Raw genomic sequence first — 13,928 nt, forward strand, 5'->3', positions numbered from 1 at the left:
CGTGCTCGCGGCCGTCCCCGCTCAGGTGAAGGAGGACCAGAAGCAATGACCATCATCCGCCGCGCCGCCGAGACCGAACCGACTGTCCGGCCGATCATCGAACCCGACAATCTGCGTGACGACCGAGACGAACTAGCCGGCAACGCACCACAGGACCACGCCGAGACCATCGCCACCATCCCGGCTGACGCCGCACTCGCTGTCCGCGCGAGTGAAAGCGCTGATGGGATCACAGATCTCCACCACGCCGAGCAGCCAGCCGACGACCTCGAACCGTTGCCGCCGCTGTTTCACGTCATGGCCGCGACGCCCAAATCCGGCGCAACAACGCTCGCCGCGTGGGCTGGATGCGCCGCCGAGGTCGAAAGGGATCTCCAGTGGCGGCCGCCGCCCGATAGCAGCCCTCACCTGGTTATCACTGCACCGAAAAGCCCCGACGGCGTACGCGCCGCCCGGCAGCTGGCCGGGGCACTGAGCAGGACCGTCGGCGGCGGGGTCCACGTCGCAGCGATCGCGCTTCTCGAGGACCAGCCTCGCCCAACTCTCGCACTTCGCGAGCTGATCGAGGCCGCAGAACGCGCCGGAATCCCGATCCACACCCTCGCCCACGACCCACGAATGAGGTTTCCCACCGACCTCGAACACGAGCGCGCCTGGACCCCGCAAAACGCTGAGCACCCGGCAGTTCCCCCCGTGCTCGAACACATTTACCGCCACGTGTTCCACCACATCGCCGCGAAGGAGACCAGCAAATGAGTGCCATCACCACTGCCGCAGTACTCGCCGTCAGCCAGCCCACCGCCGACGGCGGCCCCTTCGAACAGATCGCGCAGAAGTTCCTCGGCCTGCTCTGGGCGCTGTCCGGATGGGTCGCGCTAGCCGCCTTCCTCGGCGGTGCCGCCGTCTACGCCTATCAGAAGTGGACGATGCAGAATTCGAGCGTCCTGGGCTGGCTTTCCGGTGTCCTGCTGCTCATCGGGTGCGGCGCGATGGGTGCCACCATCATCAACTGGGCCATGGGCGCATGAATCGGCCCACGCTTCTCGCTGATCAGCTCCCGCCAGCGGTCCTAGACCCACTGTTGGACCTCGGCGGGCAGCTGATCGGATTAGCCGGCTACTTCGCTCTCGGAGCGATGCTCGCGGCCATCATCTCCGGCTGCGTCCGCTACCACGAGGGCGCAACCATCACCACATTCTGGCGTGAACTGCTCGTCATCCTGCTCTGCGCCGCGCTCGCGGCCCGCACGTTCGATATCGCTTCTTGGCTGCTTTGAAAGGACCCAATCCGATGCGCATGCGTAACCGAGTTGCCGCACTCCTCGTCGCTGTCGCGGCCCTTTCCGTAGCCGGATGCGGCGGCGGCCACGAAGATGGAACACCGTTGACCATCACCCAATATCGCGGTGCCGATTGGGTCACCGACGGCGCGGTCACCGCACCGACCTCTCCTGGTCGAGGCAACCGAATCCACTATCCGCACACCATGGATGGTGCCGTGATGGCCGCCGTGGATTCGCAAACCCTGCTCGACACCGCCCCAGACGACGCATTCGGGGCGATCGCACGTGACTACTTCTCCATAAGCCCCGGCCTCACGTCCTACCTCGCCGCTCGCGCCAACATCTCGGTCACAGGCCAGCCCGATCCGAACCGCCTGCCGCGCATAAAAGGATTCCGATTCCTGGACTACCAGGACAGCGCCGCCACCGTCGAAATCCTCTTCGAACAGCCGGACAAATCGATCAGCGGGCTGACCCGCAATCTTGTCTGGCTCGGCGAAAATTGGCTCATCCAGCTACCCGACCCCAAAGACAACACACAGGTGATCAAGGCATATCCGGACCTACCCGACAACCTCGAACGCCTCCCACAGACGTAGCTACACCACCAAATACATGGCAAGCCAACGGAGTTGGCGCGGCAGCCCCGCACCACGCACCCCATCGAATAAGGAGCACGGCATGAAACGCAGGACCATCGCCGCGTGCGCCGCCGCACTCGCCGTCGCGGTCGGACTCAGCACAGTCGCCGCATGCAGTGAGACCAACGACAACGGCGGTAGTCCAACCAATCCCGGCCAGGCTGACGCCACCGGCCAGCCGCTCAAACAAACTCAGTGGTTTTCCGAAAACTTCGGAACACCGCTGATCGCATCCTTCGACGCCAACCCAAAGACCATCGAACAAGCCAACGACATCCGCGGAGTAACCCTCCCGCAGACCGATGCCGCGCTCGACGGCCCAGTGATGTGGCAACGGGTCCGCTGCGGCGTCCTGCCATTCAGCACGACCGACGGCCCAACCAATCAACGCGGTGACACCATCTACGGCGGATATTCACACACCCCGCTGGGCGCCGCTATCGCCGCCTACCAGCTGGGCAGCTGGAAAGACACGGCTGCGAGCGCGGATGCGCTCCCTACGGTCCTCGCGCCCGCCGACCGTAAACGCCTGCGCCCAGACATCGTTGCGTACGCGCCCGACAGCCGATTGAACGATCCGAGCTGTGTTGCTCGGCAAAAGAACATCTTTCGGTTCACCCGCTGGAAGGCCGATGCACTGTCCGACACCGTGATGCGCGTGCAGCTCTGGGGCCCCACAGGCTCCCCGGGGCAGGGACTCGCCATCGACACCACCGTCGTGTGGAGCGACGGGGATTGGTACCTCACTGAACAGACCGCAGCGACGACCCGGCTGACCAGCAGCCAGACACCCGAGGTACCGCCGTTCACTCCAGAGCCGGTCGGGTGGTCGACGTGGTAACCATTCGCCGCGCCGCCACAGCGCTGGTAGCGGCGCTTTTCGTTCTCGGAGCGCTTGCCAGCATCGCACAAGCAGAGCCGACGGCTCCCACGCCCAGTACTTCGCCGACCACGACCACTCCTGCGACACCAACCCCAACTACCGCGCCGCCGGCGACAGCTCCAACCACCACGGAGCCCGCGCCTTCGTCGAGTGAGGATCGGCCGGCCTCCAACGACGACGAATGCAACGGCATCAAAGTCCCAGTGGTGGGAACCTGCATCCCGACCCCCGGCAGCCTTGCCACAGATGCGGCGAAAGATGCCACCAGCAGCTTTTTCTCCGACATGGTCGACGCGGTCCTGGCCGGGTTCGTATGGATCATGAAGTACGTCCTACAGCTGTTCATGAACGTTTCGGTCGACGTCTCTGGCACCCAAGGCGCCATCCAGAAGATGACCGCTTTGACCAGCGACCTCCAGGGAATCGCGCTCGGGCTCGGGCTACTCATCGCCGTGATCGCCATCCTGTACCAGCGCGCGATGCTGTCCGGCGACAACGCCGCCCCCGAAGCATTCGGCGGGCTGGTCCGCTGGGCCGTCGCCTCAGCGATGGCCGCGCCGATCCTGCTGGCCATGTCAGGAGCCAGCGACGCCTTAGCGAGCTGGATCTTTACCAGCACCGCCGGACCGGAAGGTCCCACGCATGTCGTCGATGCCCTGGACTCGGCGCTCTCCGGACGAGACGCCCGACTCAAAACCGAGGACGTGATCAGCCTCGCGCTGTGCCTGCTAGGACTGCTCGCCTACATCGAATTGATGATCCAACTGGTTCTCCAGAAGTTCTGGATCATCTACGCCGCCGTTGCCTTGCCGATCGCTGGTGCTACCAGCGTCATCGGCGGCGGGAAAACCGTATTCTGGGCACTCGCCCGCCTCGCGCTCGCAGCGCTGATGTTCAAGCCCATCGCGGCGATCTGTTTCGGGGTGGCATTCCTCCAGATCCGAGGCATGGACTCCGGCGGGGATGTCCTGGTCGCGGTCACGCTCATGGTCGCGCCCGCGTTCATTCTGCCGCAGCTGGTTGCCCTCATCGGCACAAACGTCAGCTACGCCGGTACTCCGATGCTGCGCGGCACCATCCGCAATACCCGCGCCGCTTCCGGTGCCGTGGCCGGTGGTTTGGCCAGCTTTGCTGGTGGGTTCAAAGCAGGAGCAGCCGGCGGCGGTGGCCGCGGCAGTAGTGGCAGTAGCAGTGGGGGCGAGCGATCCAGCGCGAAAGCTGTGGGGTCCACGTCCGGATCGGGTAGCTCGGCGGCCTCCCCCGCGCCGAGCTCGGCCCGGCTGACCGGTGCCGCCGGGGTAGCGAACAAGGCGACCTCGGCAGGAACGAGCGGGACCCGCACCCGAGCAGGCGCAGCTCCCGCACCTACTACCGCCGGAGCCGCAGGCGGCACAGGAACCCGCACAACTGCCGGGGCCAGCGACACAAAAGCCAGCAGTAGCACCACCAGTGGCGAGAAACGGGCCGCGAACACGAATTCGGCCACTGCACCCGCGGGCGGCCGCGGGACTGACAGTGCAGGACGCCGACGGAGTACCAACGGTGACGGCTCCGGCGAAACCGCAGCACCGACCCGAAACCGTGGCGGCCGCAACAGCAGTCGAAACGCTGCGGCCAGCCCAAATAGTGACAGTCGCCGCCGCAGCACAACTGACGGGAACACGCCCACACCGCAGACGACGCAGAGACCCAGACGCCGCACTGCTCGCTCCGGCACACCACGTGATTCGTCGTTCACCCGAATCGTCTGATCCCCCCGATCTTCCGACACCACCAAGGAGCATCTGAAATGGGTTCCCAGAAGTACGCCGGATGGCGCAAACCAGAGTCCACCGGCCTGATCCCCGGCCTGTCCGGAACTATGTCGATCGTCGCCGTCGGCGCTGGCGCGCTGGCTATCGGCTCCGCCTACCTGCTGCATTCCATGACAGGAGCAGCCGTCATTCTCGTGATCGCGGTCCTGCTCATCGGCCCCAGCATGCTCCGGTTTCAAGGCACTTCCGCCGGCGACTATTTCGTTGCATGGGCACGCAGTCTGCCGATCCGCCGGCGACTGGCGCATCGTTACCGCACAGGTCTGTTCGCCCAGGTCCCCGGTGGACATTCCCGCTTGCCCGGCCTGGCATCGCCCATCATCTTGGACCGGCTGTTCGACCCGATGACCGGCGACGATATCGGCGCCCTGGTCAATACGGTCCATCGCACCGTCACCATCGTGATGATGTGCTCCGCGACCGGTCGCGGCACTCAGCCCGAGGACGCCACCAATGCCCAGGTCGCAGGATGGGGAGAATTCCTCCGCCGGGCAGGCGAATTCGGCGACGTCGCCGGGATAGCCGCGGTCACCGAGACCTCCCCAGAGACCGGGGCGCGCTACGGCGTCGAAATCGACCGCCGCCGCCACGATCACGCGCCCCGCCGAGTCCTCCAGCTCATGGAAAGCCGAACCGGCTACCCACTCGACCCCGACCCGGACGAGTGGATAGCCGACGAACCCACCAGTGAGCTGGCCGCCGACCGAATCCGCTACACCCAACGTGTAGCAGTCACCTTCCGGTACAGCTCCGGAAACTTCCGCTCCGGAATCGAATCGGTCTCGCGCCACCTCGAACAGCTGGCCGATGCCGCCGCTGGCGCTGGGCTGTTCGCCACCTTCGCCACCGTCGGCGAAATCGTTGCCTTCACCCATGCCGCCTTCAACCCCGCAGCTGGCCCCATCCTGGATGAGTCCATGGCGCGCACCGGCGATCCGGGCATCACCTGGGATGACGCGGGGCCGACCTACCACGATGACGCGCACCGCTACTACATCCACGACTCCGGAAAGTCATTCACCTTCCGCGCCTACGACTTCCCGGTCCGCCCCGTCGAAGACAGCATCCTGGAAAATCTGCTGGCCCCCACTCACCGCGCACCCTACAAGCGCGTCACGATGATCTACCGCCCCTACCGGCCACAAGACGCGATCGAGACCACCGACTCCGACTACCGCGATGCCTTCCAAGCCGTCCAACGCCGCAAACGAGGCTTGGTCGACGCCCGCCAGCAGATGCGCTTCGACGACATCGCCGCCACCCGTGACGACCTGGCCGAAGGCCACGGCCTGACCCGAGTCGGAATGCTGGTCACTGTCACCGTCCCCGTCGACGCATCCGGCGTCGACGAAGCCGCATTCATCCGCGGCGCCGGCGTTGCCGCGTCGACCAAATTCGCCGCTTGCTACGCCGACCAAGGCGCGATGTTCCTGTCCGGACTCGGCATCGGCGTCTACCCCGACATGGACGAAACCGATATGGCCGACATCCTGGCTGCCTAACAGGCCCGGGTCGCATTCGCCCAGCTCACGCCGCACCAAACACCCATATGGCCGCTATAGCCCCTATATAAGGAAGTCCACAATGGCAATCCAGCTTCTTTCCTCCCGCCCCACCGGAAGGCAGGAAAACGACGCGCGCGGAGCCGACGGCGTCATGGACGCCGACGAGGTGGCCTACCTACGTGAAGCCATGCCGACGATGAGCGTTGCGCAGAAGTTCAATGCAGCACGAAAGCTTCGCGCTCACGAGCTGGCAGTGTGGCGCGCCAGCTACGCCGCTGCCCGCCTGCCGTGGCAGGCCGACCGTCGCCCGACCCCGCGCGGCTTCTATGCCCCCAACGGCGGCTACATGAAAAAGCCGATGCCGATCCCCGAGATTCGCGGCACCACCAACCGCGTGTGTGGCTTGTGGCCGTTTCCGCGCAGTACCGAGTTCGTTTCTCCCGGTTGGCCGGTCGGCATTCAGGACGAAACAGGTGCTCCGTTCTTTTTCGACCAGATGGCCTGGTTCGACGCCGAGATGATTTCCGCACCGGTTGGAGTCGTGATCGGTCCCAACGGCTTCGGGAAGTCGACGTTGGGCCGCCATTTTGTTCTCGGCGGGCTGGCCAGCGGCCGGCAGCTCATCTGCCCAGCCGACATCAAACCCGACTACCGGCGGCTCTGCGAGCTGCTGAACGACAACCACGACGGCCGAGAAGAAGGCCAGATCATCGAAGTCGGTCCCGGCCACGGCGTTCTCAACCCTCTCGATCCAACGTCATACGCGTGGGCGATCGACAAGCTTCCCGATCGCCACCCCGCCGTGGGCGGGCTGATGGCCGAGCTGCATCAGACTCAGCTGTTCAATGTCGAGGCACTGGTGAGCTTGCGGCGCCGAGCGCCCCTCGAGGATTTCGAATCCACCGCCATCAGCGCAGCGCTCGCCGAGCTCTATGCAGGCGGTCGGTTCTCACCGGCTCGCCCGCCGATCATTTCCGATCTGATCGAGCAGCTCGAAAACCCGACCGAAGATATGCGCTACGCCGTGGCCGCCCCGAGCATGGCGGAATTCTCCGCTACCACTCACCGGTTATTGCAGTCGCTGAAGTCGCTGACTGTCGGCATGTTCGGCGAGAGCTTCAACGGCCAGACCACCACACGTCTCAACCTCACCGCCGCGATGATCGATATCGACCTGTCGATCATCAATGTGCACTCCGGGCGTGACTTGCGCGCGGCGATCATCGCCCTGACCGGTATGGAAGCGCAGGCCGCCGTCTCAGCTCGGATGACGTTGTCCGACAACGGACTGACCCGAAAAACCGTCACCGATATCCACATGGACGAGCTGTCGCAGCTGCTCGATGTAGGCGGCAGCAGTCAGATCAAGACCTTGGACCGGATGACGCGCACCAACCGCACCGATGGCGTTTCACTCATGACCTACACCCACACCGTCACCGACTTCACCAAGGTCAGCGGCGATATCACCGAGCAAGGTAAGGCCACCGGATTCATCAGCCGAAGCAAGATCACATTCAGCGGCCCGATCAACGGCTGGGAAATCGACGCCCAGCAGGGACTGATCGACTACACCGACCGCGAACGCGCCCGCCTCCTGTCGTGGACATCCGCGCCGCCGCCGGCGCAGACCGGGCACCGCACGCTGCCCCACCCCGGCAAAGGCCGCTTCATCGCCAAATGGGGTGACGATCCGGATCGACCGGGCCTGGCATTCCGGACGTGGATCAGCCCCCTGGAACGCGAACTCGGCATCCACGACACCAACACCGGCATGGCGACGGACTGACCGATGACCGCCGCTGCTGTCGTACTGGTGCGCCACTGGCGCAAAATCCTCGCTGTCCTGCTCCTATTGCTGCTGCTGCTCGCCAAATGTGCCGCAGAACAGAACAACACCGCGTGTGGAACCAACACCGGCCCGACCACCGTGAACGGGCCCTTGGCCTACCCGCTGGACCCCAGCGTCGAAATCGGCTCTGGATATCGCAGTTCGGACCGGCCCAACCACCGCGGCGTCGATTTCCCCGTGCCCGAAGGCAGCCCGATCTATGCCTTCGCCGACGGCACAGTCACCGCCGCCCAGGACACCGGCGTACAGGGATTCAGCGCGTGGATTGTCATCAGCCACGTCATCGACGGAAAACCCATGTCCACCGTCTACGGCCACATGAACCCCGGCGGCGTGCTGGTGAAAGTCGGCGACCAGGTAACCGCCGGCCAACTCATCGCTCGATCCGGCAACTCCGGCCAATCTTCCGGCCCTCACCTGCATTTCGAGATCTGGAACGGCGACCGGCTAGCCGGCGGCACAGACACCGACCCGACCCCCTATCTGCAACAAGCCCGCCAGGCCGCCAGCGGTGGCGCCAGCCAGACCCTGAACGCCAATCAGCGAGCGGCGGCCGCCAGTTCGGCTACCGACCGCAACGCCGCCATCGTCATCGCCACCGGCAAACAGATGGGCGCCCCCGATGAGGCCATCGTCAGCGCCCTGGCCGTGGGACTCGTCGAGTCCGGCGGACTGAAGAACCTCGCCTCCGACGCCGTACCGGAATCGAAGAACTACCCGCACGACGGCGTGGCCCCCGGCGACTCCGACTCGGTCGGCATCATGCAGCAGCAGTACACCCAGGGATGGGGATCGGTGAAAGACCTCATGAACCCCGCATTCCAAGCGCGCAACTACTACACCCGATTCCTCGCCAGCGACTGGCAGCACAAGTCATTCACCGAGGCCGCCGCCGACATTCAACGACCCCGCGAAGACCTGCGCGGCAAGTACGGCGAGCGGGAAGCCGACGCCCGCGCGTTGTTCGCCCGCCTGCAAGGCGTAGCGCCGTCAGGCGCTCCCGGCGGATGCACGCCCGGCGGCCACGCGCCCGGCGGACCGACCACACCCGGCGATCCGGACGGTGGAGCCGCCATCGTCGCGGCCGCCCGCTCCCAAATCGGCCAGCCCTACGTCTGGGGCGGCGGCGACACCAACGGCCCCACAGGCGGCGGTTTCGACTGCTCCGGGCTCACGATGTACGCCATCGCTCAAGCCACTCACGGCTCAGTGTCGTTGCCGCACTACACCGGTGACACCAGCAATCCTGGCCAGATGGGACAAGGCCAACCCGTCTCCGACTTGTCCCAGGCTCAGCCCGGGGACCTCGTGTTCTTCGGCTCCGGCGGCACCGCCGAACACGTCGGCGTGTACGAGGGAGCCGTGAACGGGGTGCCCACGATGATCCATGCCCCCACCGAGGGCCAGGACGTAACCGAAGCACCAGTCGCCGACGGCGGCCAACTGATCGCGATCCGGCGATACACCAACCCCGACAACAACAGTCGCGCCACGGTCGCGGCGTCCGGTACCCAAACCACGACAGGAGTGCAGTAATGCCCAGACTCCGATACCGCTCAATTGCCGGATTCGCCGCCGCCCTGGTTGTCGCCGCCGTTGCCCTGACCGCGTGCACACAATCTGGTGACGACACCTACGGCGAGCACGACACCCACGGCACCGGCGTGCCATCCGGCGCGAGCATCGAGACACTACCGCCCCTGCCGGCCCCATGGACCGATCTCGATCGAACCAACCCCGAGGCCGTAGCGCTGGCTGCCGTACGTGCACTGTTCGATTGGCGGCCCGCCGACGGCGACACCGGGCCCGAAGACGCACTCGATCGGGCTCGACCGCTGCTGACCCCGCGTGCCGCAGATTCCTACCGGCCCTACCCGATCCCCCGCCCGATCTGGGAATCGTGGATGAACAGCGGGGCCTCCATCACCGCTTCCAGCGAAGTCAGCAGCGAGCAGCATCCTGCGGACACCGACACGACATGGCAACGCAAGATCTCCACCCGCATTCACGCGGTCGCCACCGGGGACCTGAGTGCAACCACGCTCGTCACAGTGACCAAACAGCCGTTATGGACCGTCACCGCGGTGACGACCCTCCCGAATTGACCAGCAGAAATGCGAGGCAAGCCAACGAAGTTGGCGCGGCAGACCTTCGGCGCGTAGCGGCAACTCGCGTCGAGCAAGGCAGCCGCAGATGGAAAAACCGGGCACCGACCGGCGTGTCCTACCTAATCAATCCCATTGGAGCGACTAAGAATGATCCAGGCCAGCTGGCCTGAGTTCTTGAGGAGCACCATAACCCCATAAACGAGGAAAAGCCCCCCGGTTGCCGCCGGAAGGCTTTTCAAGTCCCTGAAGGACCATGCTTTGGATAGCGGTTCCCAGGGTAGCAAGCACACGCGTGCCGCTCAAAGCATCGCGACCGCCGTCATTGGTCACGATCGTGTGAGCACCGAGGCTGAGCTACCCATACGTGTCCCCGCGAGAGGCTGCCACACCTCCCCGCGCCGCCGGCGAACGTCGGCGCACCCGAGTGCCGCCGCGCTGTTCGTGCTGCCGCCGCTGCGGCTGACACTGCCCGAAGACGCCTACACCGGCACCGAGGACCAGCCCGCCCCGCCGTGCTGGTGGGGCCGAGAACGCTGGATCGCTCACTGCCTGGCCCTCTACGACGAGCATTACTCAGCGCTGCGCGCCGCTCAGACCGTCGAGTCAGTGAGCCGAAAGACCTTCGCCGCCTACGTCATCGCCGAATCCTCCGGCGCGGACTACGCCACCGGCCGCAACAGCCGCGTGACCGTCGGCCGCCTTCAGCGCGAGGTCTCCCGCAGCGAATCGACCATCCACCGGTGTCGCCGCCTGCTCGCACGGTTCGGATGCCGCACGGTCGTATTCGGCCCTGGAATCCTGAAGCTGGCCCGAGCCGCAAAGTAGAACGCGCCGGTAACTGTTGATTGGGCTTACGGTTTCGGTTCGTGCGGCGGGAGTGGTCGACTGAGGATCTGATCGGGTCGTGGACGCTGGTCGGCGACGACTGGCAGCTGGTGAAGAACAAGTCCGGGGCGACGCGGCTCGGATTCAGTGTGTTGCTGAAGTTTTTCGAGATCGAGGGCCGGTTCCCGCAGGGCCCTGATGAGCTGCCTGTGGTGGCGGTGTCGTATGTGGCCGAGCAGGTGAAGGTCGATCCCGGCCTGTTCGAGGAGTATCGGTGGTCGGGGCGGACGATCGAGTATCACCGGGCGCAGGTCCGGGAGGTGTTCGGGTTCCGGGAGTTCTCCCGCGGCGATGAGGACAAGTTCGCGTCGTGGCTGGCTTCGGAGGTGTGTCCGGTCGAGCTGCGTGAGGAGCAGCTGCGTGAGGCGCTGCTGGTGCGGTGTCGTAGCGAGCGCATCGAGCCGCCGGGCCGGATCGACCGTGTGATCGGTTCGGCGCGGGCGAGTTTCGAGCAGCAGTTCTGCGAGCGCACCGTGGCCCGGCTGAGCGAAGCGTCTATCGACCGGCTGAACAACCTGATCGCGATCGGGGCCGCACCGCCTGTCAGCGGGCGGAATCTGTTGGCGGAGTTGAAGTCCGATCCGGGCAAGGTCAGTCTGGAGACGCTGTTGCGGGAGGTGGACAAGCTGGCGGCGGTGCGGGCGCTGGAACTGCCGGCGGATCTGTTCGCTGATGCGAGTGAGAAGCTGGTCGATGCGTGGCGGGCGCGTGCGGCACGGTCGTTCCCGTCGGATCTGCGGGAGGCCCCGGAGCTGATCCGGTTGACCCTTTTGGCGGCGTTGTGCTGGGTGCGGTCGGCAGAGATTACCGATGCCTTGGTGGATCTGCTGATCGAGCTGGTGCACAAGGTGAACACGCGGGCGGATCGGCGGGTGGAGAAAGAGCTGACCGAGGATCTGCGGCGCGTGCGCGGCAAGGAGAACATCCTGTTCCGGCTCGCTGAGGCCGCTGTCGATCATCCCGACGATATCGTACGCGATGCCTTGTATCCGGTGGTCGGGGAGAAAACGCTGCGGGAGCTGGTGAAAGAGGCCAAGGCCAACGATCAGGTGTTTCAGGCGCGGGTGCGGACCGTGTTGCGCAGCTCGTACTCCAACCACTATCGGCGGATGCTGCCGGCGTTGCTGGCGGCGCTGGATTTCCGGTGCAACAACACCACTTACCGGCCGGTCATGGTGGCCCTCGAACTGCTGGCGCGGTATGCCAGTGTCGACGGCAAGGTCCGCTTCTACGACATTCACGCGCTGGCCCCGTTCGATGGGGTGGTGCCCAGGGCGTGGCGCGAAGCGGTGGTCGATGAGAAGGGTCGCGTCGAGCGCATCCCGTACGAGCTGTGTGTGCTGGTCGCGTTGCGCGATGCGATCCGCCGCCGCGAGATCTACGTCGACGGCGCGGGCCGGTGGCGCAACCCCGAAGACGACCTGCCCGGCGATTTCGACACCGCCCGCGAGGTGCACTACGCCGCGATCCGCCAGCCCCTGGACCCCACGGAGTTCATCACCGGGTTGCAGCAGCGAATGAGCAAGGCTCTGGGCAGTCTCGATCAGGGCCTGGCCGAGGGCACCACCGGCGGGGTCCGGCTGACGCGGCGGCGCGGGGAACAGTGGATCAGCGTCCCGAAACTGGAAAAACAGCCGGAGCCGGAGAATCTGGAGAAGATCAAGGCCGAGGTCACGCGCCGTTGGGGCACCCTCGATCTCCTGGATGTGGTCAAGGACGCCGATTTCCTCACCGACTTCACCGCCGAGTTCACCTCGGTGGCCTCCCGGGAGGTCATCGACCGTGACACCCTCCGTAAGCGGCTCTTGTTGGACTTGTTCGCGCTGGGGACGAACATGGGGATCCGGGCGATCGTGAACACCGGCGAACAGGAGGAGTCCGAAGCGGCGTTGCGGCATGTGCGCCGGCACTTCATCACCCGCGACAATCTGCGGCGCGCGACGACGAAGCTGGTGAACGCCACCTTCGCAGCACGGGATCCGCACTGGTGGGGTTCGGGCACCTCGTGCGCGTCGGATTCGAAGAAGTTCGGGTCGTGGGAGTCGAACTTCATGACCCGATATCACCAGCGCTACGGCGGGTACGGGGTGATGATCTACTGGCACGTCGAGCGCCGCAACGTGTGCATCTACTCCCAGCTCAAATCGTGTTCGTCGTCGGAGGTGGCGGCGATGATCGAGGGATTGCTGCGGCACTGCACCGACGCGGAGATCGAAGCCAATTATGTGGACACGCACGGTGCGTCGGTGGTCGGGTTCGCCTTTACCGAGCTGCTGGGGTTCAAGCTGCTGCCTCGGTTGAAGAACATCGGTTCGATCCGGTTGTACCGGCCCGACGACGCGGGTGTCTACGGTGAGCTGGGGCCGGTGCTGACCCGCCCGATCCGGTGGGAGTTGATCGCGCAGCAGTACGACCAGATGGTCAAGTACGCCACCGCGCTGCGGCTGGGCACTGCCGAATCGGAGTCGATCCTGCGGCGGTTCACCCGCGGCGGCCCGAAACACCCCACCTACCAGGCCCTCGAGGAGCTGGGCCGGGCGGTGCGCACAATTTTCGCCTGCGAATATTTGGCGTCGGAAGACCTGCGGCGCGAGATCAACAGTGGGTTGCAGGTGGTGGAGAACTGGAACTCCGCCAACACGGTCGTGTTCTACGGCAAGGACTCTGCACTCACCGGCGCCGACCGCGAGCACGCCGAGGTGTCGATGCTCGCCCTGCACCTACTCCAGTCGGCGCTGGTGCACATCAATACCCTGCTGCTCCAGGCGGTGTTGGAGGATCCGCAGTTCCATGACCTGGTCGGCGACACCGAACGACGCGCGCTTTCGCCGCTGTTCTGGTCCAACATCAACCCCTACGGCCGATTCCGGCTCGACATGACTACCCGTCTGGACCTGACCCGGGACAAGGTTGCGGGATAGCTCGCCGAGCCACGTGCCGAAATGGTGCGGGGTCGAG

12 protein-coding genes are annotated in these 13,928 nt (G+C 65.4%); all 12 read left to right on the forward strand.

The genetic code is table 11. The features are described 5' to 3' along the window. Window positions 1-45 precede the first annotated feature (45 nt). The 12 genes from NV2_RS24690 (at window position 46) to NV2_RS24745 (ending at window position 13,891) form a co-directional block, all read left to right on the forward strand. Window positions 46-756, forward strand: a complete 711-nt coding sequence (locus NV2_RS24690; RefSeq protein ID WP_067879173.1) for a hypothetical protein — start codon at window positions 46-48, stop codon at window positions 754-756. Next, entirely contained in the window at window positions 753-1,028 is a 276-nt protein-coding gene (locus NV2_RS24695; RefSeq protein ID WP_067879176.1) for a hypothetical protein, read from the forward strand. Before NV2_RS24690 ends, NV2_RS24695 begins: the two co-directional genes overlap by 4 nt. Beyond that, complete coding sequence (locus tag NV2_RS24700; protein ID WP_157103070.1) at window positions 1,025-1,276, forward strand: hypothetical protein; 252 nt, start codon at window positions 1,025-1,027, stop codon at window positions 1,274-1,276. Before NV2_RS24695 ends, NV2_RS24700 begins: the two co-directional genes overlap by 4 nt. Before the next feature lie 107 nt (window positions 1,277-1,383). Continuing rightward, a complete protein-coding gene (locus tag NV2_RS24705; RefSeq protein WP_157103071.1) occupies window positions 1,384-1,881 on the forward strand; it encodes a DUF8175 domain-containg protein in 498 nt (165 codons plus the stop codon). A gap of 16 nt (window positions 1,882-1,897) precedes the next feature. Further along, window positions 1,898-2,764 carry a DUF8175 domain-containg protein gene (locus tag NV2_RS24710; protein WP_157103072.1) on the forward strand — a complete coding sequence of 289 codons (867 nt, stop codon included), beginning with the start codon at window positions 1,898-1,900 and terminating at the stop codon, window positions 2,762-2,764. After that, the gene (locus tag NV2_RS24715; protein ID WP_157103073.1) at window positions 2,749-4,557 is read left to right on the forward strand and encodes a hypothetical protein; all 1,809 of its coding nucleotides are present in this window, start codon (window positions 2,749-2,751) and stop codon (window positions 4,555-4,557) included. Before NV2_RS24710 ends, NV2_RS24715 begins: the two co-directional genes overlap by 16 nt. A gap of 38 nt (window positions 4,558-4,595) precedes the next feature. Next, the gene (locus NV2_RS24720; RefSeq protein ID WP_067879190.1) at window positions 4,596-6,122 is read left to right on the forward strand and encodes an SCO6880 family protein; all 1,527 of its coding nucleotides are present in this window, start codon (window positions 4,596-4,598) and stop codon (window positions 6,120-6,122) included. 82 nt (window positions 6,123-6,204) lie between these two features. Further along, entirely contained in the window at window positions 6,205-7,914 is a 1,710-nt protein-coding gene (locus tag NV2_RS24725; RefSeq protein ID WP_157103074.1) for a putative type IV secretion/conjugal transfer ATPase, read from the forward strand. 3 nt (window positions 7,915-7,917) lie between these two features. Continuing rightward, window positions 7,918-9,513 (forward strand): peptidoglycan DD-metalloendopeptidase family protein, encoded by a 1,596-nt coding sequence (locus tag NV2_RS24730; protein ID WP_067879195.1) that lies wholly within the window; start codon window positions 7,918-7,920, stop codon window positions 9,511-9,513. Continuing rightward, window positions 9,513-10,082, forward strand: a complete 570-nt coding sequence (locus NV2_RS24735; protein ID WP_067879200.1) for a hypothetical protein — start codon at window positions 9,513-9,515, stop codon at window positions 10,080-10,082. The genes NV2_RS24730 and NV2_RS24735 overlap by 1 nt, the downstream gene beginning before the upstream one ends. A gap of 339 nt (window positions 10,083-10,421) precedes the next feature. Further along, window positions 10,422-10,910, forward strand: coding sequence for a hypothetical protein (locus tag NV2_RS24740; RefSeq protein WP_157103075.1), 489 nt, complete (start codon window positions 10,422-10,424; stop codon window positions 10,908-10,910). A 41-nt stretch (window positions 10,911-10,951) separates the two neighbouring features. Further along, entirely contained in the window at window positions 10,952-13,891 is a 2,940-nt protein-coding gene (locus NV2_RS24745; protein WP_067879205.1) for a Tn3 family transposase, read from the forward strand. Window positions 13,892-13,928 lie beyond the last annotated feature (37 nt).

The sequence above is a fragment of the Nocardia vermiculata NBRC 100427 genome, from assembly GCF_001613265.1.
In the GTDB taxonomy this organism is placed as follows: Bacteria; Actinomycetota; Actinomycetes; order Mycobacteriales; family Mycobacteriaceae; genus Nocardia; species Nocardia vermiculata.

Coding starts and splice junctions, on each gene's coding strand:
- NV2_RS24720 (WP_067879190.1), top strand. CDS start 4,596: ATGGGTTCCCAGAAGTACGCCGGATGGCGCAAACCAGAGTCCACCGGC.
- NV2_RS24710 (WP_157103072.1), top strand. CDS start 1,898: ATGGCAAGCCAACGGAGTTGGCGCGGCAGCCCCGCACCACGCACCCCA.
- NV2_RS24690 (WP_067879173.1), top strand. CDS start 46: ATGACCATCATCCGCCGCGCCGCCGAGACCGAACCGACTGTCCGGCCG.
- NV2_RS24730 (WP_067879195.1), top strand. CDS start 7,918: ATGACCGCCGCTGCTGTCGTACTGGTGCGCCACTGGCGCAAAATCCTC.
- NV2_RS24700 (WP_157103070.1), top strand. CDS start 1,025: ATGAATCGGCCCACGCTTCTCGCTGATCAGCTCCCGCCAGCGGTCCTA.
- NV2_RS24735 (WP_067879200.1), top strand. CDS start 9,513: ATGCCCAGACTCCGATACCGCTCAATTGCCGGATTCGCCGCCGCCCTG.
- NV2_RS24725 (WP_157103074.1), top strand. CDS start 6,205: ATGGCAATCCAGCTTCTTTCCTCCCGCCCCACCGGAAGGCAGGAAAAC.
- NV2_RS24695 (WP_067879176.1), top strand. CDS start 753: ATGAGTGCCATCACCACTGCCGCAGTACTCGCCGTCAGCCAGCCCACC.